This window comes from Daejeonella sp. AP26, assembly GCF_056680515.1.
The window spans coordinates 494236-520719 of the sequence record NZ_CM155286.1 but is presented as its reverse complement, the minus strand read 5'-3'; the positions used below and the strand labels follow the sequence as shown (position 1 = coordinate 520719).

The following is a 26484-nucleotide window of genomic DNA, read 5'->3' as shown; positions in this document are numbered from 1 at the left end:
GTATTGATTTATATTAGTTAACGAGGTCCTTTAATGTTAATCCCTTTTTTATCTTTTCAATCTTCTCAATCGCTGCTGAAGTACTGAGAAAGGCCGGCAAACGCGGTAGTTGAAGGATCCGGAGATGCGTAAGCTCTTCAATCAGCGGTAGGTGCTTTAATGCGAATTTTCCGCCGTACAGAGATGCCAGGCTTCCCCCCTCTTGCAAATAGCTAAGCAGCTCTACGAGGCCTTTTAAATAAATTGCATCCTTTGTATAGCCTCCCCCACGGTGCACCCGCATGCTAATGTGGAAAGCAGTCTGACTTTTAAAATCATACTGCTGCGTGAGGATATTAAACGTTTCAATAAAATCGGCGCCATTAACGAGTGTATCAACCGCTATCACTCTTGCTGCCAGCAGTTTAAGACGGTTAACATCCAGCCCACCGACCAGGTATTCCGAAAGCACCGCAATTCCCTCCTGTAGCTGCTCGTACCCTGCAAAACCCGCATACATTAGGTCCAGGGGTTGTGCATGACCGTTACAATAGGTCAATATGTGGGTACCCACCTCATGTTGAATGAGTGGATTTACCCGTCGCTCACTGATGTTAAGATGTTTACCGATCAGTAGCTCGGCCCCCGACACCATAATACCACTAATGTTATCCTTTATCTTAACCGTTAATGGTAACGAAGGAAAATAAGGCCTGTAGTTGTTAAGCTCGGCTTCTGCAGCCCTTGCAAACTCAACGGCATTAACTTTTGTATGTTCTGCCTGCTCGTTAGGGAGTTCATCATTTAACAAACTTGAGGCGGCATTTAATATCTCTACGCCAACTTCGCCAAATACGCTCTGGCTCGTGTGAAGAAACTCTTTGGTGCCTCTTTCTTCGAGCATGATCAGCTGCTTTTCCAACTCCATCCGTTTATCGCGAAATAAAAAAGCAAGTGTGGGATGTTCAATATTCTCGATTGGAATGTTGAAGAGTTTTCGCTTTTCTACTTCTGGATCTATAGAAATCAGGCGATAAGAGAAATTTGGAAGCTTGGAAAAATTGTTCTCTTTAAATTTGACCCACTCCTCTGTGCTGTTCACAGGGGTTACACGCAAGATGAAATCCATCCTTTCGCTAATATCCGAGATCCTCCTGTCGGCCGAACGGACCAGATTGTCTAAGCGCGTTTTACCAAGAGTGAGATAGTGCTCGAACTTATTGTCCGACTGAACCCGCACAAATTCGTAGGCCGCGAGTTTAATCACCCTGGCAAATTGCCTCCTGATCCTGCGGAAAAACAACGGGTAGCCGAGGCGGCTCTCCGGATCGATGAATAAGGGCGGAATGGCAATGCCTACAAGCAAAGTACCCGTTTTCTTTAATTCATCCAGGGGAATAAGAGGTTCCAGATTATCCGGATGTCGGCGGTTTGAGTCTACGCGCGTGACCTCGATTCCCGGCATCAGATCATTGAATTCATGAAAGCCTTTTTCAAGTGCTTCAATAGTTGCGGTTATCTTTTCTCCGGGGTGCCAGATCTGAATGTTTTTTTGACCCTGAACATTTTCATTGTTCCAGATCTCTATGATCAGGTATGACTTAAAATCCTCAATAGCGACATCGATCAACTGTCTTAACAGCGAACTCACGTCCAGATCACAATTTGCAATGAGATAAGCTCCCTGGGTTTTTAACAACGATGAAATGTAGGGATCGGGAGTTTGGCTAAATCTGTAAACACAGATGTACGGCAGTTTCTGATCAATCACCAACTTGCTACCCATTGGAAAATTCCTGCGAATGCTCTTTCCGTTTTTGAAAGAAAGACCAATAGACTCTACCAGTTCGATTTCCAGCACCATGGTCAGACTTGAATTCTTTCTAATGATGCCAGTAAGGGCTCTTTCGATGATTGCAACATTCGATCAATAAGTAGCATATCTTTTTCAAAGGCCTTCCCTGTCCATTCGTCCATAAAAAACTTTTTAAACTCAATACTTACAGGGCAGATATTCTTGTTGTATCGCTCATATAACCACTGACCAAAATAGCCGCCCTTAAACTTCACATTCTCACGCACGTCCAGTTTCCGGCCATTATAATCAAATTCACTAAACTGCTCTATTATGGTGGATACAACAGGATCCCATAATTTGCGATCCATGTTTTTCGTCCCGACATTTATTTCCGGATTCTCCAAAGGGTTCGCTTCGAGATCCCTCCTGTCACGGCGGTGATTATAAGAGTGAATATCCAACACAATAACGTTTTTATGTCGGGTGAACAGATCATCAAAGTAGCGTTCACACTCCTTATAAAAATCATCATAGACTGTCAGCGAAGCAAGCGCAACATCATCAGGAAGATCATTGTTCCAGACCTTTAGACCCCACGCGTCTTCAGGGAGTTTATAGACAGCCTTATCCTTTGGCCTGTTCACATCAACTTCAAAGCGCGAATTATGCACAGTGATGCGGTTATCAGAAACATTTAACCATCGCGCTGTAAAAGGATCTTCTTCCCTTAACCTTTCGCTATCAGTTAAATTGAATAGATCGTGCAAATCCGTCCTGGTTTGATGTCCGTCGTGAATGGCGGTCACCACAATCGGCGAAGTCCCTGATATAAAAGTATAATTTGCTGACACCTTTTGGAATGATTTAACACAGGATAACTAAAACTATGCCTTAATAGTTTTTAGAGGATACAAAGAGGACCTTAGCTCCCCAATCAAAGAGCGATGAGATCCAGGGAGACAAACCTCCTTCAGTAATACTCGGGAAGGTGCTTCCCGGCGTTCGCTTGCGGATTATTTCGAACTGCTTTAGTTGAGTTTGTTTGCCGGGTTGCTATCAAAAATCAGAACAATCCCCTAATTTATTATTTATGTTTATCCGTCCAGTCCTCAAAAGCGTTAATTTCTTTTCTTTGACTGGTGATCATTTTCCTGGCCATCTCGAGCAGCTGAGGATCTTTTCCATGTTTTAAAAATCCTTCAGACATAAAAACCGCACTTTGGTGATGCGGTATCATCATGGCCACAAACTGATGGTCAGTCGCCATGCTGGTATCCATCTTCGACATTTCCATCATCATCCGCATATTTTCATTCATCACCTTAGCGAAGCCTTCTTCTTTCTTCTTCGGATCATAATTCTTCTTAGCCTTATCCAATGCGGCTATCAGAACTTCTAACTGCTTAATTTCCCGCTTCTGCTCTTCAGCTATCTTCACGGCCAGCTTTTTCAGGGTATCGTCTTTACCGTTGCTAATCTCAAACTGAGCCATGTCTACAGCCCCCTGGTGATGACTTTTCATCATCAAAGCAAAATCTTTATCCACATTACCGGTCATAGGTAACTGGTGCATATCATTCATCATCTGATGCATAGCAGTCGTAAACCCGGTAGTATGCTGGTTAACGGTATCACCTGCCGCCGCCATTGACTCATGAACAGCAGAACTCTCATTATTGGGATCAGACGCAGGGTTGTTGCAGGAAAATAGCCCGCCGGACAAACCAATAACCACGGAAAACAGGAATGTCTTTTTCATCATAATAATACATCCGGGGCAATTGATTGTTTGAAACTGGTCAAAGGATGATTGGCAAGTATCAGCTGAAATACAGCAGACAGGTGAGCAAAATGGGGGGTATTCCATTCGCCTGAGTATATTGAAAAACTCAGAATGTTCAAAAAACCGCCCAATTATGGGCGGTCGTCTTATCTTTTTGAATTGTTCCTGATTATTTAGAACATGGTGTTGGTATTATCCTGGAAGAGATCAGTGTCACTGCGGTTTGAGCAAATAATTTGCCTGTCACTGTGGTGCCTGAGTTTAACGAAATCAGTGATTTACTTAAAATAGTACCTTTGAAATCGACATTTGTTCCGAGCACCGCCTGGCCTGATACTACCCAGTAAACATTTTTAGCCTGTGCTCCCCCTGTTAAATTAATCTTTGCATTATTATTTACGGTAAGGTCGCCTGCTATCTGGAAGACCCATTCATCATTGGGCCCGCCATTCAAAGTGACACCAGCATCCGATAAAGTTACCCCAGTACTATATTTATAGATGCCCGCCTGCAAGGTTTTTCCACTAATCAGTAAACCAACTGTAGGTGAAGGACTGGTTAGTCCGTTTGCAGTAGTAAAAGCAACTTCCATATCACTGATGGCTTTGGTCATTTTTGCAGGGGTAGGATCTGAATAATCGGCAGCATACGCCCGTCCTATAACCATCGGCGTTATTGCAAACTGGTTCGTGGGATCCATTACAAGCCCGAATCCAGTAATGGCCGTAGCCGCTATCGGACTCACGCCGATATTGCCTGTGATGTTTGTAGTTCCTGTAGTTGATATACCCGTTTTTGCTAAAATGCTGAAATCACACGCAGTACCAAGCTTGACAGATGCCGCAACTGGATTAACTTCGCAACCAAATCCGCAGGTAAAAAAGATACCACAACCGGCGGCGGAAGTATATATAGCTTCTGTACTCGTGTAGGTAATGTCCCTGGTAATTACAAGCTTATAGTATGAGGATTTGGATCCTGTAGTACCCAGGTCGAAATTTATATAACGGGCCTCCGAACAGTTTTGAGATTTATCCGCTTCAAATTTGGGAGTAAAGGTTGTCCAGGCTACCTTGTCTGAGCTATAGGCAGCTTCAACGATGTCACCTAGTCCCATGCAATCGCCCAGATCAATCCCCCAGCTTTTTAAATCCGGTACAGTACCATTCTCACCGTTACCCGGCTTCCTATTTTTAATCTCCCAGATCCACACCCAATTATTTCCTTCTTTCTGAAGATTTGAGATATGCACATTATACGGACTAACCGATGAAACAGACATTGCTCCGGAAGCCATGAGCTTTTCGCTTGAACATCCGGCCATCGCAACCTCAGGTTTCAAAGGCTGGTCAGTTTGGTTTTTATCGCAACTGTAAAGGGATAATAGAAAGGCGGCAAAGATTATTGCAGCGCCAGATTGACGGAGAGCTTTCATAAAAGTTATTAAAAGGTTTGACATCGCTAACAACTCCAGCAACCCTTTGTTTCGTTTAGAATAAATTAATAAAAATTAGAGTAATTTAATTAAAAAAGACTTAATATAGCCAAAGACAAACAAAATTTATTAGGTCATTCTTAAAATCGCTTCACCTCCCCCGCCTCAAAACATAAAACATTGTGAGCCAATTAAAACAGGTACATTTACAAACTCTCATCTATTTTTTGTTATAGCCCTGGAAAGTTCTGACGGAAACCAAGCTACCATGACTACAACTAATAACGAAGATCCTACCATTCTCTCTCAAAACAATTTTCCTGTTATTGGAATCGGTGCTTCCGCCGGCGGTTTAGATGCGTTTCAAAAATTAGTGAAATCTATTTCACCTAATTCGGGAATAGCTTATATCATTGTTCAGCATTTATCACCGGGGCACGAGAGTTCCCTGCCACAAATATTACAGAAAGATTGTAGAATTCCAGTAGTTGAAATAAGCGACAACCTGGAGGTTAAACCTGATCATGTATATGTTATTCCGTCTAATAAACTCCTCACAGTTAATGATGGAATTTTAGAACTAAGTCCCCGGCCAGCGGGCAATAAACTCCTTAATTCCATCGATATTTTCTTTTCTTCTTTGGCAGAGGTACACCGTGACCATTCCATCGCGGTTATACTGTCGGGCAGCGGAAAAGACGGCACAGCCGGATTAGCTGCAATCAAAAGCCAGGGCGGCTTTACTATTGCCCAGGATCCGGCTTCAGCGACCTATAAGAATATGCCTCAAAATGCTATCGATCATGAGGTTATTGACTATATCCTGCAGGCTGAAAAAATCCCGGGTGAATTACAAAAGCTAATCAAGTTACAAAATTCAGCAGACCAAGCTTTTAAGTCCGATGAACAAGAGTCTAATGCGTTTAACCAAATTATGGGCTTACTGCGGCAAAGGATCGGAGTCGATTTTAGTTTCTATAAAAAGCCTACAATCAGCCGACGGATTTTTCGCAGGATAGGTATGAACCATCTCTCCACCTTGAAGGAATACCTTAACCTGCTGCAAAAAAATCAGGCAGAACAGGCTATTCTGTTTGACGACCTGTTAATCCCGGTCACCTCTTTTTTCAGGGATCCGGCGGCATTCGATCATTTATGCGAGGAAGTTTTAGAAAAAATTATTTCCGGCAAGTCGCCGCAGGACCCGGTCAGGATATGGGTTTCAGCCTGTTCAACGGGTCAGGAAGCTTACTCTATAGCCATTTGCCTGGATGAATTTCTGAAGAAGAAAAAGTTAGAAGTGAAGGTGCAGATCTTCGCCACTGACCTTTCTGAGAGGGCCATAACAAAAGCCAGAACCGGAGTTTACTTAACGAATGAGATCACCGGGATTTCAAAAGAACGCTTACTTAACTACTTTACTGATCATGATACAACTTTCCAGATAATAAAAACCATCCGGGACATGTGCATATTTGCGCGGCACAATTTTCTGACTGATCCTCCCTTTGTGAAAGTCGATCTGGTGACCTGCCGCAATGTGCTTATTTACCTGGAGCCGTACCTTCAAAAAAAGGCTTTGAGTACTTTTCATTATGCTTTAAATGGCCAGAATGAAACTGCCGACAAGCAGGGCATTCTTTGGCTGGGTAAATCGGAAACTCCAGGAAGCGCAGCCGATTTATTTATTCCCTTGGGAAAAAAAGAAAAGTTTTATAACCGCAAAACCGTTCCTGCCAAGTTTAACATCACTTCCAACAGCAGAAACCCTGTTGGCTCCTATACACCTGAACCTTTTGTACCCTATGGTGAACAAAAACCTGAGACCTTTCAAAAGAACGCAGATGATATTTTGCTGTCTAGGTACACTCCCGCCGGAGTTATAGTAAACGCTCAATATGATATTGTCCAGTTTCGGGGTGTTACGGGGGATTTTCTAGAACCAGCGCCCGGCAAAGCCAGCCTCAATGTTTTAAAGATGGTTAAGGAAGGCCTGGCTTTTGAAACCAGGAATGCATTGAATAAGGCTAAAAACGGAAAAGAGACTATTGTCAAACCGTGCATTCCTGTAAAAGATAATTTGCTGATCACCATTGAAGTAATTCCTTTGCTAAAAGCAATTGAGCTGCATTTCTTAATTCTGTTTACAAAAACGGTAAGCACCGGGTCAATATCTACGGCATCAGGTAAGGCATCATCTAAGCCAAGAAAAGATAGTCAGGCACTTCGGATAAGTGATCTGGAGAGAGAGTTAGCACAGGCGCGGGAGGATATGCGCAATATCACCGACGACCAGGAAATCGATAATGAAGAGCTGCAAAGTGCTAATGAGGAGTTGCTTAGCGGCAGTGAGGAGCTCCAAAGTTTAAATGAAGAGTTGGAAACCAGTAAAGAAGAATTACAAAGTACGAATGAAGAACTCGTAACCCTAAACCAGGAACTGGATGACCGGAACGAGGAGTTGATAGGAAGTTATAAGTTTGCCGAAACAACCATTTCTTTACTGCATGAACCTCTTCTTATTCTGGATAAAAACAACTGCATAAAAAGTGCGAATGCTGCTTTTTATAATACTTTTAAAATCTCAGAAAAGGATACACTGACCATAAATATTTTTGAACTACAGAACTCCGGTTGGAATATCCCTGAACTACATATCGAATTAAGCAAGATTAAAAGCAGCAAAAAGAAGAAAACAGAAGTTGAAATATTCCATGATTTTCCAAATCTCGGTAAACGCACTATCTGTATCAATATTCAATTAATCCAGCAGGATAACGGCGAACACTTGATTATGCTTGCCCTGGAAGATATAACTTCAAGAGTAACAGCCGTTCAGGAACAAAAAATCGTTACCGAAAAATTCCGTATTGCCGAAGAGTTCAGCAGCAGCGTACTTCAAAGCAGCCCGGATTGTGTAAAAGTATTGGATAACAAGGGCCGAATTATATTTTTAAATAAAAATGGGCTATGCAAACTGGAAATTGACGATCTCAGCACGGTAGAAAATGTCTTTTGGTGGAAAATGTGGGATCATGATCACAAGGCGATGATCGAACAAGTGATTGAAAAAGGTCTTAAAGGTGAGATTGGCCAGTTCCAGGCCAGCAGCCCCACTGCCAAAGGAAACATCAAGTGGTGGGATGTAATGGTTTCTCCGGTGAGCAGGATTGATGGTAAGGTTACACAACTTATTGCTGTTTCCAGGGATATTACTGATCATAAGCTATTGGAGATCGCGATTCAGGAGAGCGAGACCCGGCTACGGCAGATGGCGGATACCATGCCCCAAAAGATCTGGACCTCTGATGCCGGCGATAATTTCAACTACTTCAACACGCAATTGCTTGACTATAGCGGACTATCATTTGATGAGCTGAAAAGTTATGGATGGAGAAGCATTGTCCATCCGCAGGATTGGGACAATAACAAAGAGGTATGGCTACATGCTATCAATAAACAGGAAGATTTTGCCGTAAAGCATCGGTTGCAAAGGTTTGATAAAGAATACCGCTGGCATCTCAGCCGGGTTCATGCACTTAAAGATGCCAATGGTAATATCACCTTTTGTGTAGGCACCAGTACAGATATCCATGAAGAGCAATTGTTTTCTGAAGAACTGATCAAGCAGGTCGCAGAAAGAGAAATCCTGGACAAGCAGAAAAATGCCTTTATCAGTATGGCTTCTCACGAATTGAAAACGCCTGTCACCAGCATAAAAGCCTATGCCCAATTGCTTCAACTCAAGTTTAAGAAAGACAATAATCTGGAGGCTGCTAGCTTTGTAGGCAGGATGGATAAGCAACTTGATAAATTAACCCATCTGATTAATGACCTGCTGGATACAACAAAAGCAAGTGGCGGTAATCTAATCTTTAGTAAAGACTTTTTTGATCTGAATGAGCTTGTAGCTGAAATTTCTATAGAGATGCAGCAAACCTCTAAAAGCCATCAAATTAAAACACTACTTGCACCAACACCTGTCTTCTTTGGTGACCGAAACCGTATCGGACAGGTAATCACCAATATTTTATCTAACGCCATTAAATATTCCCCTAATGCTGAACTAATCAATATATCGTTATCTCAGAACAACGACACAATTGAATTCCTGGTGGAAGACTTTGGAATTGGTATTCCTCTGGAAAACCAGGTGCAAATATTTGATCAGTTTTACCGGGCTATTAGTTTAGATCAATACACCTTTGCCGGCCTTGGTCTGGGCTTATACATTTCGGCCCAAATCATTAAAAGGCACCATGGCCATATGTCGGTTAGAAGTGTAGAAGGAAAAGGCTCTGTAATCGGCTTCACTTTACCTTTAGATATTCTGACTAGTAATTAATGGCAGTCGCTGTATACTCCCTTTGAATCGAGCTTACATAATGGAAGTATACGGTGAAGAGTAACACCTAAAACCTAATACCTTCTACCTGATACCTTCTACCTAACCCCAAACAGCTATAAGCTCTCAACCTCCTTCACCCACTTCACGTTGAATTTCTTCTCCAATCCCGGTTTCAGCTGATCTTTCAGTTTTTCGGGAGCAGACAGGGTCTTCGGATCTCCATCGGAAACAAACCTTGTTCCGTGTTTGATCTGGCTCTTCATAAAGTTTTCCGGGTTTTCAGTATGTTCACCAGCCTGTACCCTTTGAATACCTAAGCGGTTAAAATCTTTTGAAAATGGAGATACTGAACTCACTGAGCCAACCAGCATCACTGCCTCGTGATTGTATCTAGTTCCTTCAAATTCTCCTTTTGATTCCAATGCGCGGTTCTTAGCATGCATCCCTAGAGGAAGTGCCATGGTCCTCACCTCATAATCTGGTAGAAACTCCCTGATCTCTTTCACGAACATTCCAAGATGTTCCTGAACACCAGCATCACTTAATTTAGAAAGCATGGAGTGGTACCAGTTATGGCTGCCGATCTCATAGCCATTCTTAACCAGCCATTCCAGTTTCTGCTTCTTATACTCAGGCTGAGCGAAAAGACGCAACGTGGGTTTAATTGCCGGCAATACGTAGAAAGTTGCAGTTAGCGGAAAGTCCTTGTATTTCTTTTTAAACTCTTCCATGATCCCTAATGCACAATTCGGATCGATCACCAGTTCCCCGTTCTTCTCCAGGTAACGAAACTGCCCGGCGCTGCTGTCATCCAGCGTAATAGCAAAAGGTGTCTTTCCCGCAGGCACGCTCAGATTACCGTAAGCTATGTCTAATACCGATACCGGGTAAAAATCATTGTCGTACATCATCTGAAGATCTTTACGGAAGTTTTCCGGAGTTCTTCTCCACCGGTCCTCCGGATAACCGATCAAATGGTATTCTAATACCATGACTTTGCCCAGTTCATTGGGTGTGAAATTTAAATTCTTTGCAGGTTCCACTGTGCTGACAGTTTTGATGCTATCAGCAATAGTGTTTACTGAATCTTTTTCAGAAGCCGACTTATTATTGCTTTCAGAACATGAAGCAAAAAGGCTTGATATAGTAAGTGCGGTGATAAAGGTTTTTTTTCCGGAAGGTGACATGTAGCAGGTAGAATTTTATTGTAGCAGTAAAGTTCCACAATGATACAAGAATCTGGACTATTGATTAGCATGATTAACTAATATTGAGATGATTAATGACTTTGCAGGATTAAGCGCTAAATTGTCTGAACTCTGATTTCAATAGTTCATTGATTAGGATGATCAAGGCAATTAATCGCGCAGGATTAGCCGTTAACAATCATAGTAATTATCACTTCAGCACCGCCGCGATCTTCTTTCCACTCAAACTCAATGCATCAAAGTGAGAATCAAACTTTACCAAAATATATTCCCCCGAAGGAAGGATAATGCCCGAAGTTCCGCATGTTTGCTTTTCCTTAAACAAGAGGTCCCTGACAAATCCGCCGCTATCAACTTTAATATCTGAATCACGAAGCTTTAACTTGTTAAATGAAGTGCCATTCTCTCTGAACTTATAAACGGATATGCCGGGCCTGTCTTTCAAAACAGAAAGCGTTCTATTTTGGGCAATTTCGATCACTCTGGCAATATATTCATCACTTTGCAGGTCCAATTGATTCCAACAAGTTTCACCGTTAAAATCATACTTGATTATGATGGTATCTTTTGGAGACGAGTCTGTGCGCGACAAATATGTTTTCAGAGAATCGAACTGCAGGAAGGTCAGACTACCTTTTTTATGAAGATAACTTTTAAAAAGACCACCGGGAGAGGCACATGAAGTATAGAGGAAACAAATAACCAGTGCAATAAGCGTCAGAAATGATTTAGCCATATTTTTAATTACTCTTCAATTTGGCTGGCCAATTCTGTTAACCTGGAATAAACTGCCATTAAACCAAAGGTTCCCTGCATGCCATAGTCGCTAATCTCTTTTACTTCCCCATTTGCAAATTCAACTGTTAGAGTGATATTTCCCGCATGAAACCAGGATACGGAGTAAGAATCTCTAAGCTCTTTTATTTTAATATAATTAAGCATCTCCACTAAACCGATGAATGTCTCCTGGCCCAAATTCTTTTTAAAATTCCGTTTACGAACTAAAGAAACTTCCTTGTCTTTATAAACATAACTGGGTTCTCGGTCATACTCCGTATCTCCCTCCCTGGTAATTTTTAATGAAAAACTGGTGGACCTATTTCCGAACTGGTTTGCTGGAGTGTCACAGATCTAATGCTGTAGTCCGCGGGCTGGTCATTCAACTCAACAAGTTCATCAAATTTGAAAGTTAAGGTGTCTACCACGATAACTTCCTTCACGTCGGTCAAACTGATTGTCTCCTGGCGTTTTTGATAGATCTTCAAATAATTCTTTTTACCCATCCTGAGGGGCTTTGACAGCTCACATTCCTCGAAAGGACTTCGGGATATCTCATGCACTTTAAACCGCCCCTTCCCTTTATCAATGATTGCGTAAGATTTGTATTCATACCAATATGGCATAATTAGCAAATCCGTTAAACCATCGTTATTAAGATCCGCCTTCTCCCAATTTTTAATATTCCACTCATTGATAATCCCGCCGCACTGTAAGTCTTTAGCAATTGCCTCACTTGCTCTAAGCTGAAATTTAAACCGATTATCCGTGTTGAAATCCGGATTAACTGATTTTGAAAACTCAACCACTTCCTCAGTAGTTCGCAATCTGTCAATCGTATTAGCTAAGCTGAGATTGGAGTAGATAATGAGTGATACTACTAAAGCTAATTTCATATTGTGCCGTAAAACCCGTTAAATTGAAAACCCAATATAACTTAATTACAGAACAAATCTTCTACAACATAATACACCGAGTAACCTGAGTAATAAGAATTGTTAACTGTTGGGTTGAATACTTTACAAACCTGAATCACTGGGCTAATCTGATCGCCGACTTATTGTGAGCAGACTTCACGGGATCTTCCTGGTATTGAAGGTTGGTATGAGCTTCCAACTTATTGGGACATCTGACTGGTTGATGACCTCTCCAGACAAAATATAGCAGCCGATCCCTTACCTCCAGGTCTGATTTTTATCCATATCCTCATATCCCCATTCCTCCCCGTCTTTTAACTCAGTTCCGGAATACTTTCCATGTCGGATTACTGAATAAGCCAGGAAAATTATGTTAAACGGAGAGAGTAAAAATAAGATCCAGGTGAGCGAACTATATCCAAGCTGCACCGATATCAGGAAAAGCAGCAGGTAAAGACTGGACAATATGAGGGCAAATGTCGACCGGTTCATCCTGATCTTTTTAAATAGAAACAGTCGAACTTTTTACTTGTTTCAAGAGCTTTGCGGTATCATTTACTCTGTTCCATCTTCCAAAAAAGGCTTCATTTCCGAAGCGATCTTCTCGCGCAGCGAAGTCAGTTTTTTTGCATACTCCGCCAGTTTCATCTCTTTTTCAGTAGCTGGCTTCCACTCTTTCACCTTGATCGGTTTTCCTTTCTCGTTCACGGAAACGAACACGATCACACAATGTGTCTTCTTCTCAAATTCTTTCTGATCAAAGTTCCTGGAGTAAACATCAACTGCAATATGGATGCTGGTATTCCCGGTGTAGATCACATAGGCGTTAATCTTAATGACCTCGCCAATGCTGATCGGTTTTAGAAAGCGGATGCCGCCCACATAAACTGTAACACAATATGTTTCAGCCCAGGTTCTCGCGCAGGTATAAGCCGTTTGGTCTATCCATTTCATTACCACACCGCCGTGAACCTTTCCACCAAAGTTTATATCAGAAGGTTCACTGATGAACTGAAATGAGATTCTGTTATTTTCTGCCATACCTAGAAGGTTGCTGGGTTCATCCAGTCAAGCCAGCGCTAAGTTAAAGAAACCCTGTTGAACCGGGTAAATGAAAACATTTTTTAAAGATCTGAGGCTATTATTAATCCCTACCGACCTTTTGCCATTAAACAAATTATTTTCTGATCGCCGACTTAAGATTAAGACCCTTCAAAACACTTTCTATAATTTTCTGTTTCCCTGAATAAAATTACATCTTCTGCTCTTAGCCGAAAAAAACTGTTTATTTGCAAAAAAAGAATTGAAACAACACACTGCCTTTACCGAGGATCACCTCATCGCCATTTTCAATGCCTCTTCAAGCCCTATATATGTTTGTACAGGAGAAGAACTTATAGTGCAATATGCCAATGAGGCAACACTAATAGCCTGGGGTAAAGACAGTTCTGTGCTCGGAAAACCGTTTATTGAAGCGCTCCCTGAAATTGTCGATCAACCCTTTCCCAGACTACTGCGGGAAGTTTATAGGTCAGGGATTCCATATCATACAGAAAACGACCGTGCCGACCTGGAAGTGGATGGGAAGTTGCAAACTTTTTATTTCAAATTTTCCTACCAGGCATTAAAAAACCCTTCCGGCGAAATATGGGGTGTATTGGCGACCGCAACTGATGTGACCGAGCTGGTGCATTCTAAACAGGCCGTCGAAGAAAGCCAGAAAAGCCTTCGCAATATGATCATGCAGGCTCCCGTGGCCATCTGTATCTTAAAAGGCCCAGCGTTTCATGTAGAGATTGCTAATGACCGGATGCTTGAAATTTGGGGCACATCACCGCTCACGATTGGTAAGCCTATTTTTGAAGCTTTGCCTGAAACCATCGGTCAGGGATTCAAAGAACTCCTCCACGGAGTTTATACTACCGGCATTCAATTCATTGCGTCTGAACACCCGCTTCAAATAATGAGGAACGGAAAAATGGTAACGGTCTACATCAACTTTGTTTACGAAGCTATAAAACAAGGTGATGGCACTATCACTAGTGTCATTGTAGTTGCAACTGATGTGACCGAACAAGTAATGGCGCAAAAGCGAAAGGATGATTTTATCGGGATAGCCAGTCATGAGCTAAAGACTCCTTTAACTACCTTGAAAGCTTCACTGCAAATCATCGATAAACAGGTGGTGTATCAGCCAGAATCTAAGCTCTACAAATTAATTCAGCAATCCAATGTTAGCGTCAGCAAGCTTTCCTACCTGGTGGAAGATCTGTTAAACGTGACTAAGTTGAATGAAGGTCAACTAATGCTGAATAAAGAGGTATTCACCATGTCCGACCTTATTGATAAATGCTGCCAACATGTACGAATGGAAGGAAAACACAACCTGGTGCTGGAAGGAGATCTGAAATTGCAACTCTTTGGAGACGTTCACCGGATCGACCAGGTAATGGTAAACCTTGTTAACAACGCCGTCAAGTATGCATCCGAATCTGAGGACATTCATATTCTTATTGAACGGCAGCCTCATTATGTAAAAGTTTCTGTCAGCGACAAAGGTCCCGGTATTGATCCTGAAAAAGTGCAGCATCTTTTTAACAGGTATTACCGTGCGGACAGCACAGGCAATCAGATCTCAGGTTTAGGCCTGGGCTTATATATATCCAGCGAGATCATCGCTAAACACGGTGGACAAATGGGAGTTGACAGCGTCGTCGGCCAGGGGAGCACATTTTGGTTTACACTGCCGCTTTAATGGTCAAAAGCCCCTCTTTTGTATTCTAAGTTGTTTGGGAAGACAAAAACATTCTCAGATCCCCATAGCCAATCGCCCTCCTCCTTCCATCCTTTAAACTGCATCCCAAAACCTTCAACCCTCACCTTTCAACCTTCATCCTTCAACCTTCAACCCTCATCCTTGAACTTCCTCCCACGTCTCTTTCTCTTTCGCAATATCAATCAGTCGTTGCCCCTGTTCTATCATCAAACCACCTTCAATCATTCTCTGTGCGCGTTCCATATTCGGCTTACTCCATTTACTCCTGGGGTCCCGCGGAGTAAAAGTCAAGTAGTAAATTTAGCATCTCTACTTTTTGCCAGGCTGTCAACCCATCCAACACACAAAGCTTCTTCGGTAGCTTCATTTATATTTATGCAAGGCGTATTACTTTTCTTGTGATACAAAATAAGCCAAACAGATTTCTTTAACTGGCTATGTTGTTCTAACCAGTTGCGCCAGTCCTCTCGTGTCTTAGCATAAACCGCTTGCTTCCCGTCCTTTATCTCCATATTAAGACTTGCTACCCTGCCAGCTCCTCCATCCTTTTCCCTATATGTTCCATTACTTGGTTGAACTCGCTGGTCGGACTAAAATCAATGAATTTAAAATCTTCCTGTACAACTGCTGTATGGCCGGGCGGCAGGTAACAAACATCACCTGCCCGAAGGAGTTCTTCCTTGCCGTCATCATACCTGATCAGCATAGACCCCTCCAACACATAACCCCAATGCGGGCACTGGCAACTGTCATGTTCCAATCCTCGCAGCAAAGGAGCCATATCAGTGCCTTTTGGCAACTCATTGAATGCAACGGTCATATTCCCAAAGTTGGAATAAGCTCGCATTACTGTACCCGGAGCCTCCATGGTTACCGGGATATCGTTCTTGTTTATTTTCATGACCTCTCCATTTAATTCACAGATCAAAACGAATTTTTTTTTTAAAAAGTTGGTATGAAAAATAACGAAAAAGTACGAAGGCTGGAACAAATAAACACATAATTATCCTGAGCATGCTCAAGGGCAAGAATTGAAAGCCAATTATGAAACATGCGGATATCTGTTCTCAAGTCACATCAGAGTAAATGCGGGATATGTATCACAATATACATTCAGTCTGACAAGCGGGATACCCGCCGCTATATCGAACTGAAGCCTCGCTCCCTGGTATCGCGCAACAAAAAAATAGCTAATACAATCACCCAGATCATGAAGACGGCAATGTTAATTCGTTCCCAAACACCGATCAGCGGCGTCGGCAAATCATGGGTTATCTTTGGACCATCTACGCCTGTGAGGGCGCCGAAGCTAATCAGCAGAACCATTGTTGCAATCGAATAGTTACGAAACCGCTTGCCCAGGGCAACTGATCCGAAGCCAATAGCCAGCGTCATAAGGATCACAGTTATAAAGGTGAAAACGATGTGCATCGTATCAGACATCGTTCCACCGCCCGCGGCCAAAACCTCCATCTGATGCATAGGGGGCCAGAAGAATCCACTAAATCCATATATTATCATTAATATGGCCACTATTCGTAATTGACTGTTTCTGTCTAACTGCTCCCATTTCAGATTCCATATTAATTGACTTATGCGTTCTATTGCTGGCCCAATCTCCTCTTTGCTTTATATGAGCCTTCCGGTTGAATAAGAATTACCTCATTAATAGATTTATCAGCAGATTCTTTAAACTCCAGTTTATAACCGTCAAGCTTTATTAAAGATCTTCCTATTCCTCTTTTAACCACCCGCTGGCCATCTAACATTCCGTCATAGAATAGGTAGATCATTTTTGCGAGAGAATAATTCTGTCAAGTCCTAAAGAAACTACTTTACTTCATAGCGCTCATAAACTTCTAAAGTGCTGCCCCAAGGTAAATACTTTCGCTTTGCATACTACGGTCTTGCCGGATGAAAGCAGCCCATACATGAGCACCGGCCGGAAGTACTCCCGGCTCCCAGCCAAACTGGCCCGCAGAGCGGTAGCCCTGCAGACTATACAGCGCCAGCTTCTTTTCTTTGTCCCATAGCACCAGCAAAAGCTGGTCATCATTCCGGGCGTTATCCTCCAGGTCTGCTGACCAGGCTATTACCAAACGTTCATCATCAGATCGCATGGTCATTTCGTTCGGAATCCAAAGCTGACCCTGCGAAGTCTTCACCGCAGCGAGGTTTATGGTAAGATGAGGATACTCACCGGCAAGCGCAAACTTCTTGTGATAAGATATTGCGCTGTTAAAAGCCGTTTGCAAGATTAGCTCATCCCTGAAGCCAATTCGAATGGGTTCGACCAGGAGTTTTAGGAATTCCATTGCAACCTTCATCTTCATTTGGTTGGCCAGTTGCTTAGGACTGAAATGCGTGGGCGGCTTGGGCCGCGACCGGATAACGTTTAAACCGCGCCAGGTGCTTCCCACCGCTGCACCTATCCTACCGCGGAAAGGCCCATTAATACCATCTTTTACAATTGCCATAGAATTATCATAATAGTTAAATATAATAATAAAAGCATAATAGTAGTCAGCTAGTAAAAAATCCCTGTGACGTCCCTAGGAAGCCTTAAGTAAACTACTAGGAAACTACTAGGAAACCCAAAGGAAAACTGACCAAGAGTTGAGCATTAGATGGTTAAAACAAGCCTGTACGGTATGCCGTTTTTTCTTTTAGCGAAACATCGGAATCGATCGGTCAAGTCGAATTTATTTTTAATTGATGGGAATTATAAAAAGTGATAAAGTGACGTTAATGTCTCAGAAAAGATACGCCGGGGTTGTCAGCAAATATGGATTCAAGAATTAATGAATTAGAAGATGAGTAGCAATAGGTAATGCAGGCTCATTCTATATTCAATTGCCGCTGGCTTCAGCCAGTGGATTGTAGGGCTGATAATTAAACAGGCTTTAGCCAAACCTATTGGGATTGACAATATGCAATATACAATTGAAATTTTGGCTAAAGCCTGATTTACACATCTTTTTATTACCCTCAGGCTAAAGCTGGAGGCAATTTGAATCTGGTTAGCCGGTGTATGTCGCTGGCTTTAGCCAAGAATTATGTTGCCAATAATTTATAGGCTTAAGGTGAAGTCAACAAGAAAGGCATCACTAAAGCCTATTTACACATCTATCTATTACTCTCAGCTAAAGCTGGAGCCAACGGAAGCAGATCATTCAGAGGATAGTGATTCAATTGCCACTGGCTTTAGCCAGTGGATTAAGTTGCCAATAATTAGGCTTTAGCCAAACTCAATTGCCAAGCGTCAAGAAAATTTGTGTTACAATCAGCCAAAGCTGGAGGCAACGGAAGCAGCTCAGTCAAAGGGATAGTCATTCAATTGCCACTGGCTTAGCCAGTGGCTTATAGGGCCTACTCATTAAACAGGCTTTAGCCAAAACCTATTGGGATTGACAATATGCAATATAACAATTGAAGGTTTGGCTAAAGCCAACTAATATCCAGCCCTATTTCTCCAGCTAAAGCTGCAGGCAAATGAAGCAAGTAATATAAATTGTTCCTCAAACGATTTGGTTCAGGAAGCAAATTTGATGCATGAAAAATATCGCTCGTCAGAAACCGCTTGCCAGCAATTCATCCAAATTAGTATGGGCTGCTGTGAAGCCTTCCTGGAAGCCCATTTCCACTATCTTATTAAGGTCTTCCTCTGATTCAAATGTGATTTCCACCTCTACCCTGGTTCCGCTTTCTGTTTCAAAAAATTCATTCTTCCAGTGCATGCCGGGTAATTCCCCGGTAGGATTACCGTTTTCGTCACAGAAAGCATCGATTACAGTGAACGATCGTGGTGCATCAATGGTCTTAAAATCTGCACGGCAATAATTTTTCTCACCTTCGGGTCCCTGCATGTAATAGAGCCAGACACCACCTTCTTTAAAATCCATCGACTTAGTGATGGCTTTCCATGGCTTTGGAGCCCACCATTGATCTAGTAAATTACTTTGAGTCCATGCTTTCCATACCTGCTCAAGCGGGGCATCAAATTCACGAACGACTACCATTTTCTTATTTCCCAGATCCTTGGAGATCATTGTCTCCCTTGTTGCTGTTTTCATAATTCTTTGGTTTTTATTTATCTAAAACATTGTCAAGTTGATTAAATCGTTGTTCGAGCATACTGCGGAAAGGTTCAAGCCAGTTATCCAGGTCCTTCATTTTTTCAGGATTAAAGTGATAGTAAAGCTTTCTTCCGATTGGTTTCTGTTTGATAAGCTCGCATTCAGTTAAAATTTTGATGTGCCGGGATACCGCCTGTCTGCTGCTGCCAAAGTGTTCTGCCAGTGCGTTCGGTGTCATGGCCTGCAGGGCTATTAAACTTAAAATTGCCCGTCGGGTAGGATCTGCAATTGCCTGGAATACGTCTCGTCTCATTCTCTCTTTATATCTGCAACCATTCAGTTGCAAATATAAGTGCAATCAATTGGTTGCACAAATTTATTTTATAATATTCCAATAATCGCCCCTGTTTTCATTAACAGCCTGCCGGATACTTGCTGAGACAAAGAGTGAATTGAAATACAGCTGTCTTTATACTCTGGCTTACCCAGGTCCATAGTTTCCAGCGCGCTGATAGATACCAGCTCTACTCTCTTTAAGTCATATGTCCGATGCTCCAGCGCCGACAACAATGTGAACGGTGTGGCTGCAGAACCTTAGCTAAACACCTGCTGATTTGAACTGATACCCTTCTACTGCTTCACCTGCGGTTATTAAATCGATTACCAAAATATATTACACCTTCACAGTCTTCCACTTACCCCGACTAAACAACCATAGTGTAAACAGTCCGACTGAAGTTTCTGAGATAAACACCGCCCAGAATACTCCCAACTCCTGCCAGCCGAGTTGGATAGCCAGTAAGTAAGACAATGGGATTTGGATGAGCCAGAAAAACACCAGGTTAATCTTCGTCGGTGTCTGGGTATCTCCGGCGCCATTAAATGCTGATGTTGACACCATCCACCAGCCATATACAAAGTAGGAGAATGAAAGGATGCGAAGCCATTCGGCGCCAACGACTATTACTTTAGGATCGTCAGTAAAGATGCGCATCAGGGAGTCATTAAAGAAAAAATAAACGATGGAAACAGCGATCAGAAAAACCATATTGTAAGTTCCGGCTTTCCATACGGCCGATTCTGCACGGTCGGGATTACCTGCACCCAGGTTCTGCCCTACCAGCGTTGCTGCAGCATTCGACATCCCCCAGGCAGGCATCATGGTAAACATCATGATCCGGATGGCAATAGTAGAGCCGGCCACTGCTTCACTGCCTACCTCAGCGAGTATACGCATCAGAAAGATCCAGGAAGTCATGGCCACGATCATTTGGCCCATTCCGCCCAGGGAGGTGCTCAGAATATGGAGCATACTCTTGCCCTGCAAATAAACCTGCGAACGTTTCACGCGGATATGTTTACCGCCTTTAAAAAGAATCCAAAGTTGCGTTAATACCCCCACGCCCCGGCCAATATTGGTTGCAATAGCTGCTCCTTCTATGCCTAAGGGTGGAATGGGACCCCAGCCAAAAATAAGCGTAGGACATAGGATTATATTGATTCCGTTAGAGATCCAGAGAATGCGCATAGCGATTGCGGCATCCCCTGCTCCGCGAAAAATGGCATTAATAACAAACAAAAGCATGATAACCATATTTCCGCCAAGCATCCATTGGGTATAGATATAACCATGCTCAATGGACCACGGATCGGCCCCCATGATGGTGAGCAGATCTTTTGCAAAGAAAATTCCGGCAAGAGAAAATGGCACCGAAGCCAGAATGGCCAGGAAGATAGATTGAACGGCTGACACGCCGGCGTCTTTGGTGTTTTTTTCGCCGACTCTTCGGGCAATGATCGCAGTAACGGCCATAGCCAATCCCATTGCTATGGAATATAAGAGGAATAAATAGGTTTCGGTAAGCCCTACAGTGGCCACCGCTGATGCACCCAGTTTGCTGACAAAGTAGATATCCACAACAGCAAAGGTAGATTCCATCACCAGTTCCAGGATCATAGGCACCGCCAAGAGGAAGATTGCTTTCTTCATTGCGATCTGTGTGTAATCGGCTTCTGTTCCACGGATAGCATTCTTTAGTTGCTGCCAGATTGAGGTTCTTTGGTTTTCTATCGCAGAATCAATGGTTGCAATATTTCCATCTGTTTCTTTCATAAGCGATCTGATTTTCCGAACGCTGACAGGGTTTGGAACCCTGTCAGCGTTAGTTTGAACCCTGTCAGCGTTGGTTTGGAACCCTGTCAGCTTTAGTTCGCAGTAATAAAAATAGGTAACAAATGATTAAATTCAGGGACGTAGAAAATAAAAAAGCTTAACCCGGCTTTGCGACTAAGGGATATATGGCGCTTGAGCCTGATAGCGTATCACCTGAAGAAAACAAAAAAGGGCTGCTTCCGAAGAAAGCAGCCCTCTACATAAAAATGTGAGTACTAATATTTGAAAACTTTTCCGTTCACCATTACCTCTTGTGTCGCTTCATCAAATGTTGCTTTCATTCCTGAACGACCTGCGGCAGTAGTCATGATGTTAGCTATAGAATGGTAGTAGCCAGCCTCGACTGGCGCATGCGGCTGTTTACGACTCCGCACGCATTCCATCCAGTTACGCATGTGGCTTGAAGTAAGCGGGTCTCCTCCGGTATTAGCCGATGTTTCCACTTTGACCGTAGTAGGATTAATGTTTAACTCGGGCAGCAGGTTTGGTTTCATGCCCATTGCGGCAGCCTGGTTTTCCTTCAGACCTCCTTTCGGGGAAATCATATTGGTGTTGAGGTTAAGCTCACCGCCGTTACTATAGTAGATTTCAGCCGGGTTCTCATCACCATTATGCATCCGGGAGGTGAATACCACCTGAAAGCCTTTGGTTTGGTCGTCAGAGGGGCCATAGTCAAAAACAGCGGTAGTGGTATCCCAATTTCTGCGACCATCTTTCCACTGATAGATTCCGCCATTGGAAACCACACTTCGCGGATGTTTTAATCCGGTAAACCAGTGCACAGTATCAATCTGGTGCGACATCCACTGACCGGGCATTCCCGACGAATACGGCCAGAATAAACGGTATTCAAGGTACTTTCGCGGATCCCATTCTTCAAGGGGTCGGTTCATGAGAAAGCGCTTCCAGTCGGTATCCTGCTCCTTCAGTTTTGCCACCAGATCGGGACGCCGCCAGCGACCCGGCTGGTTTAAGTTCCAGCTAAGTTCTACCATGGTGATATCGCCGAATTTGCCTTCCTTAATAAACTTCTCAGCAGCCATGTAGTTTTCCCCGCTCCGGCGCTGCGATCCTATCTGCACAATCCGGTTGGAAGCCTTGATGGCTTTTAAGGCCGCCCGGTTGTCCTCCATCGTTTCGGCAAAAGGCTTTTCGCAATATACATCGCAGTTGGCTTTGACGCCTTCAATGGCGTGCAGGGCATGCTGGAAATCAGCAGTACTAATAATAGTGGCGTCGAGATCTTTAAGAGCATACAACTCGTCGTTGTTGCGGCAAGAAGTGACAGCGTGACCGAGTTTTTCTTTAAGAAAAGCAGCACCTTCGTTCCTGCGGTAGTTCCAGAGGTCGGATACCCCGATAATGTCAAAGTTGAGTTCTTTATTGTGATGAGTGAAGCAGGGAAACAGAGATTGACGAAAGCGGTCTGAAAAACCAACCACTCCTACCCTCACCCGATCATTGGCACCGATAATACGTGCGTAGCTTTTAGCGCTGAAGCCTATTGTCCCTAAATAAACGCCGGCAGAGGCAATGGCAGATTGCTTAATAAATTTTCTTCTTGAAGTGCTCATGAAATCTAGTTTAATTCTTTGATTTTAATGCTCCTGAATGATACTGCATCCCCGTGATCCTGCAAAAGGATCCTTCCTCTTTCCGCCATCCCAAAGTTTGGCCAATCTTTATATTTGCTTTGCGCAACCAGGTCTAAAAATTCTTTAGATCCACGCTGAAAGTTCAACACCTTATAGCCGTTCATCCAGTATTCAATTTTATTGTCCGGATACACGCGGATAATACCCTGGTTCCATTCACCAATCTTTTTAATAGCGGCTGGTATCTTTTTAGAGGCAATGAGATCATAGAGCGAAGCAAGGGTTCGGTTTCCGTCCCTGCCCAACTTAGCGTCCGGATGCCTGGCATCATCCAGGATCTGGTATTCCATTCCGATAGCAGAGCCCTTGTTTCCCTCTGTCTCAGTCACAAAGTATTTAATGCCGCTGTTGGCACCTTCAGTAAGTTTGAAATCAAACTTCAGTTCGAAGGCTGAATATTCTTTTTCTGTTACTATATCGCCACCGTTAGTTGATTCGGCGCCACCTGCCTTAACCACGCTCAGAATACCGTCCTTGATTTCCCAGCCTGCCTCAGGAAAAGCGGATTTGTAAGCCCCGCGCCACCCGGCACTTGTCCTGCCGTCCCATAACAAGGAATAGCCATTCAGTTTTTCCTGGGCGGATAGATCGTTCTGAACCAGATTAACCACAAAGATGTCATCCAGCGGACTTGCTTTCAGATCGCTGGTTTGAATGCGGATTTTGCGCCAGCGTACAGACGTGCCTGGCTTTACATCGTTTGAAATAGAATGAACCTGCAATGCAATAAAACCTTCTTTAGTCAAATTATCGATCAAGTGAGCCGTCGGTATGCCATTAACCCAGGTACGAATGGTGTTCCCTATACATTCCACCCGGTATTTATTCCAAGTATTATTTTTAAATGCTTTTTGGCCTCCAGGGTTCAATTCCATTGGGTATAGCCATCCGCGGCGCGCCTCATCATAGATGCCACCGCTCCAGGCTCTTTTTGCCGGATCTACCTCTACCTGATATCCGTGTACCCGACCATTTTGATAATCCGGAGAACTTAAACTCCGGAACTGAACACCTGAGTTCATCGAAGTATCAACTATCAACTCGAGTTCTAGTATAAAATCGCCATAATTCTTTTCGGTTGTTAAAAAGGAATTGGGTTCATTGCTGACGGTAGTACCGACAATTTCACCGTTTTTAACTTCGTACTTAGCTTTACCGTTCAGTTGTTTCCATCCTTTAAGGTCTTTGCCGTTGAAAAGACTTGTCCACTTTTCAGCTTTTTTACTTTGTGCTATAGCCTGAACACAGGTAAAAAGCAAGAGGAGCATAATAGTGGTTCTTAGATTTAGCATATTGCTTGCGTATTTATAATCAGAGTTTTGAGTACCGCTTATCTTCAGTGGTTGTTCTTAAATCGGTAAATTAAGGGTTTAAACCTGTCCAACTGAAATATGAAGATTTTAAACTACGAAAACGTTTGAGCATATAAAACAACTTACGTTTTAGAACCAGCCTCCAACTCTATCCATACGGGTGCGTGGTCGCTTGTTTTCTCCCATCCGCGCACATTCAAATCTACCCCGGCAGCCAAGAGGCGTTTATCCAGGTGTGGACTTAGCAGAAAATGGTCGATCCTTAAACCGGCATTTCGGGCATAGGCGTTGCGGAAATAATCAAAGAAAGTATAGATGGTTTCCGTAGGATACAGTTTCCGGATAGCATCTGTCCAGCCCTGATCAGTGAGTTCTTTGAACGCGGACCGCACTTCAGGACGGAACAGCGCGTCTTTCACCCAGCGCTCCGGCTTGTAAACATCAATCTCGGTGGGCATTACGTTAAAATCACCAGCCATTACTACGGGCACATCCGCTGACAATAGCTGGAGCGCATGGAGCTGAAGGCGCTTGAACCATCCAAGCTTATAGTCGAATTTAGGACCGGGAGCCGGATTCCCATTGGGAAGGTATAGGCAGGCAATGCGAATGCCATCGACAACAGCTTCGATATAGCGGCTCTGCACGTCTTCATCATCTCCCGGAAGTGCCCGGTGAACCTCCTGTGGTTTTCCATTTTTTGATAAAATGGCTACACCGTTCCAGCTCTTTTGACCATGCCATATTGCGCTATAACCTGCATCCGCAATAGCTGCTTCAGGAAATTTCTCGTGAGGAGCTTTCAGCTCCTGCAGACAAACTACATCAGGTGCAGACTCGTTAAGCCAGCGAAGTAACACCGGCAGACGGCCATTGATACCATTTACGTTGTAGGTGGCAATTTTCATGGGATCGGATTTTTGCTAGATATCTATAAATATGAAGGTAAGCTAACGTATTTTCTTAACGAGAACTCTGACTCTTTGTTCGAGATGTATGGTATCTCCTTCAAGTCTTACTTTTTCCCCTGCTTTCAATAAACGAAAGTTGCCTTCCATCCTCGGTATCGAAAATACAGCATCAAACTTTTCACCCTTTTTATTAACCAGGTAAGCCGTATAGCCATCCTTTCCCTGCTCTGTATTCAATACTGTTCCATGATACGTTTTTGAGGACAGGCAAGAATTCAATAACGCCGGTATCAGCCCGACACTAAATAAGAGAAAAAGGAATTTTGTTGGGAATATCTTCATAACAGATGATTTAAGTTAGATGTAAACTTAAAGAAATAACAATGCTCTAAGACATTGTACCAATAATTGGCTGAATAGGAATGAAACCAAATGATTGTAAGCTTTCCGAAAAAAACCTTTCCTCACTGTAGCGTTTTCACGTTACATCTCGTTTTAAAGAAAGAAGGTAATGGCCATTATCCTATCCGTTTATTCACTTTAAAAATAAGTCATGAAAATTATAAACTCAGTAAAAGCAACATCGAAAATAATTATTGCCGCAATTACCTTATCGGTTGCGCTGTCAGCCTGTTCTAAAGACGAGGGAATCACTCCTCAGGAAATTTCAGGTCTTAGTGTTATTCATGCATCTCCGACCACGGAAAAGCTGGATGTACTAGTGGATACAAAAAAGGCAAACACCGCTGACTTTGGCTACACAAACAAAATGGATTACGTTAACGTGATTTCAGGAAAACGTAAATTAAGTATCACTAAAAAAGGAGTGACGACCGCTCTTCTATCCGATTCATTGACGTTTAAGCCGCGGTTTGGCTATTCACTTTTCGTTATCGACAAACTTGAAACAGTGAAGTTTTTATTTCTGGAAGACGATCTGACTCAACCTGCAACAGGTAAAGCCAGGATACGCTTTGTAAATGCTAGCCCCGATGCCCCGGCATTGAATTTAGCTATTGCCGGTAAAGCAACTGATGTTTTTACAAACAAAGCCTTTAAAGAATTCTCTGCTTTTGAATCTATCGATCCCGCAGAAAAAGTAACGTTTAACGTTAAAAATAAGGCAACCGGTGCTACTGAAGCCACTATCGCCGACGTGAAAATAGAGGCCGGAAAGATCTATACCGTTTGGGTAAAAGGACTTAAAGCCGCGACCGATGATACAAAATTGGGGGTTGCCGTTTTTACACACAAATAGTAATGATAAAAGCCGGTCTGCGTGCGGACCGGTTTTTAAAACACCCTAACAATCTAATGAGGCCAAGCTGTCTAAGC

The 26484-nt window shown here is 43.0% G+C and carries 25 protein-coding genes; 3 read left to right on the top strand and 22 right to left on the bottom strand.

The features are described from left to right. Nucleotides 1–13: 13 nt before the first annotated feature. The 4 genes from AC1MCB_RS02220 to AC1MCB_RS02205 all read right to left on the bottom strand — a co-directional run bounded on the left by AC1MCB_RS02220 (nt 14) and on the right by AC1MCB_RS02205 (nt 4995). Entirely contained in the window at nt 14–1843 is a 1830-nt protein-coding gene (locus tag AC1MCB_RS02220) for a peptidase MATCAP family protein (protein ID WP_479967117.1), read from the bottom strand. A 2-nt stretch (nt 1844–1845) separates the two neighbouring features. Beyond that, on the bottom strand, nt 1846–2628 hold the full coding sequence (locus AC1MCB_RS02215) for an N-formylglutamate amidohydrolase (protein WP_479967116.1): 783 nt from the start codon (nt 2626–2628) through the stop codon (nt 1846–1848). A gap of 233 nt (nt 2629–2861) precedes the next feature. Then, the gene (locus AC1MCB_RS02210) at nt 2862–3539 is read right to left on the bottom strand and encodes a DUF305 domain-containing protein (RefSeq protein WP_479967115.1); all 678 of its coding nucleotides are present in this window, start codon (nt 3537–3539) and stop codon (nt 2862–2864) included. A 190-nt stretch (nt 3540–3729) separates the two neighbouring features. Continuing rightward, nucleotides 3730–4995, bottom strand: coding sequence for an ice-binding family protein (locus AC1MCB_RS02205; protein WP_479967114.1), 1266 nt, complete (start codon nt 4993–4995; stop codon nt 3730–3732). Between the two features lie 268 nt (nt 4996–5263). On the opposite strand from AC1MCB_RS02205, the gene AC1MCB_RS02200 reads away from it, so the two are divergent. Beyond that, nucleotides 5264–9340: a chemotaxis protein CheB gene (locus AC1MCB_RS02200; RefSeq protein WP_479967113.1), complete on the top strand. Its 4077-nt coding sequence runs from the start codon at nt 5264–5266 to the stop codon at nt 9338–9340. Nucleotides 9341–9456: 116 nt separating this feature from the next. Here AC1MCB_RS02200 and AC1MCB_RS02195 read toward each other — a convergent pair whose 3' ends face one another. The 6 genes from AC1MCB_RS02195 to AC1MCB_RS02170 all read right to left on the bottom strand — a co-directional run bounded on the left by AC1MCB_RS02195 (nt 9457) and on the right by AC1MCB_RS02170 (nt 13286). Continuing rightward, entirely contained in the window at nt 9457–10530 is a 1074-nt protein-coding gene (locus AC1MCB_RS02195) for a polysaccharide deacetylase family protein (RefSeq protein ID WP_479967112.1), read from the bottom strand. Between the two features lie 211 nt (nt 10531–10741). Further along, nucleotides 10742–11287 (bottom strand): hypothetical protein, encoded by a 546-nt coding sequence (locus AC1MCB_RS02190; protein ID WP_479967111.1) that lies wholly within the window; start codon nt 11285–11287, stop codon nt 10742–10744. Between the two features lie 8 nt (nt 11288–11295). Then, nucleotides 11296–11625: a DUF6438 domain-containing protein gene (locus AC1MCB_RS02185; RefSeq protein ID WP_479968775.1), complete on the bottom strand. Its 330-nt coding sequence runs from the start codon at nt 11623–11625 to the stop codon at nt 11296–11298. Nucleotides 11626–11627: 2 nt separating this feature from the next. After that, the gene (locus AC1MCB_RS02180) at nt 11628–12224 is read right to left on the bottom strand and encodes a hypothetical protein (RefSeq protein WP_479967110.1); all 597 of its coding nucleotides are present in this window, start codon (nt 12222–12224) and stop codon (nt 11628–11630) included. 279 nt (nt 12225–12503) lie between these two features. Next, complete coding sequence (locus tag AC1MCB_RS02175) at nt 12504–12737, bottom strand: hypothetical protein (protein ID WP_479967109.1); 234 nt, start codon at nt 12735–12737, stop codon at nt 12504–12506. Between the two features lie 63 nt (nt 12738–12800). Beyond that, nucleotides 12801–13286 carry an acyl-CoA thioesterase gene (locus AC1MCB_RS02170; RefSeq protein ID WP_479967108.1) on the bottom strand — a complete coding sequence of 162 codons (486 nt, stop codon included), beginning with the start codon at nt 13284–13286 and terminating at the stop codon, nt 12801–12803. Nucleotides 13287–13548: 262 nt separating this feature from the next. On the opposite strand from AC1MCB_RS02170, the gene AC1MCB_RS02165 reads away from it, so the two are divergent. Next, nucleotides 13549–15000, top strand: coding sequence for a PAS domain-containing sensor histidine kinase (locus tag AC1MCB_RS02165; RefSeq protein WP_479967107.1), 1452 nt, complete (start codon nt 13549–13551; stop codon nt 14998–15000). A 308-nt stretch (nt 15001–15308) separates the two neighbouring features. On the opposite strand, the gene AC1MCB_RS02160 is transcribed toward AC1MCB_RS02165, so the two are convergent. The 12 genes from AC1MCB_RS02160 to AC1MCB_RS02105 all read right to left on the bottom strand — a co-directional run bounded on the left by AC1MCB_RS02160 (nt 15309) and on the right by AC1MCB_RS02105 (nt 25491). Beyond that, nucleotides 15309–15533, bottom strand: a complete 225-nt coding sequence (locus AC1MCB_RS02160) for a YdeI/OmpD-associated family protein (protein WP_479967106.1) — start codon at nt 15531–15533, stop codon at nt 15309–15311. 11 nt (nt 15534–15544) lie between these two features. After that, nucleotides 15545–15922 (bottom strand): cupin domain-containing protein, encoded by a 378-nt coding sequence (locus AC1MCB_RS02155; protein ID WP_479967105.1) that lies wholly within the window; start codon nt 15920–15922, stop codon nt 15545–15547. Nucleotides 15923–16161: 239 nt separating this feature from the next. Next, nucleotides 16162–16557, bottom strand: a complete 396-nt coding sequence (locus tag AC1MCB_RS02150; RefSeq protein WP_479968774.1) for a hypothetical protein — start codon at nt 16555–16557, stop codon at nt 16162–16164. A gap of 65 nt (nt 16558–16622) precedes the next feature. Beyond that, the gene (locus AC1MCB_RS02145) at nt 16623–16814 is read right to left on the bottom strand and encodes a hypothetical protein (RefSeq protein WP_479967104.1); all 192 of its coding nucleotides are present in this window, start codon (nt 16812–16814) and stop codon (nt 16623–16625) included. Nucleotides 16815–16880: 66 nt separating this feature from the next. Further along, nucleotides 16881–17498: a DUF6266 family protein gene (locus AC1MCB_RS02140; protein WP_479967103.1), complete on the bottom strand. Its 618-nt coding sequence runs from the start codon at nt 17496–17498 to the stop codon at nt 16881–16883. 1092 nt (nt 17499–18590) lie between these two features. Then, entirely contained in the window at nt 18591–19094 is a 504-nt protein-coding gene (locus AC1MCB_RS02135) for an SRPBCC family protein (protein ID WP_479967102.1), read from the bottom strand. Nucleotides 19095–19107: 13 nt separating this feature from the next. After that, a complete protein-coding gene (locus AC1MCB_RS02130; protein WP_479967101.1) occupies nt 19108–19410 on the bottom strand; it encodes an ArsR/SmtB family transcription factor in 303 nt (100 codons plus the stop codon). A 360-nt stretch (nt 19411–19770) separates the two neighbouring features. Continuing rightward, nucleotides 19771–21210, bottom strand: a complete 1440-nt coding sequence (locus AC1MCB_RS02125) for an MATE family efflux transporter (protein WP_479967100.1) — start codon at nt 21208–21210, stop codon at nt 19771–19773. 275 nt (nt 21211–21485) lie between these two features. After that, entirely contained in the window at nt 21486–22844 is a 1359-nt protein-coding gene (locus AC1MCB_RS02120; protein ID WP_479967099.1) for a Gfo/Idh/MocA family protein, read from the bottom strand. 5 nt (nt 22845–22849) lie between these two features. Further along, nucleotides 22850–24217, bottom strand: a complete 1368-nt coding sequence (locus tag AC1MCB_RS02115) for a 3-keto-disaccharide hydrolase (protein ID WP_479967098.1) — start codon at nt 24215–24217, stop codon at nt 22850–22852. Nucleotides 24218–24360: 143 nt separating this feature from the next. Next, nucleotides 24361–25146: an exodeoxyribonuclease III gene (xth, locus tag AC1MCB_RS02110; protein ID WP_479967097.1), complete on the bottom strand. Its 786-nt coding sequence runs from the start codon at nt 25144–25146 to the stop codon at nt 24361–24363. Between the two features lie 42 nt (nt 25147–25188). After that, nucleotides 25189–25491, bottom strand: a complete 303-nt coding sequence (locus AC1MCB_RS02105; protein ID WP_479967096.1) for a hypothetical protein — start codon at nt 25489–25491, stop codon at nt 25189–25191. 211 nt (nt 25492–25702) lie between these two features. On the opposite strand from AC1MCB_RS02105, the gene AC1MCB_RS02100 reads away from it, so the two are divergent. Then, nucleotides 25703–26407, top strand: a complete 705-nt coding sequence (locus AC1MCB_RS02100) for a DUF4397 domain-containing protein (RefSeq protein WP_479967095.1) — start codon at nt 25703–25705, stop codon at nt 26405–26407. The last annotated feature ends 77 nt before the right edge of the window (nt 26408–26484 follow it).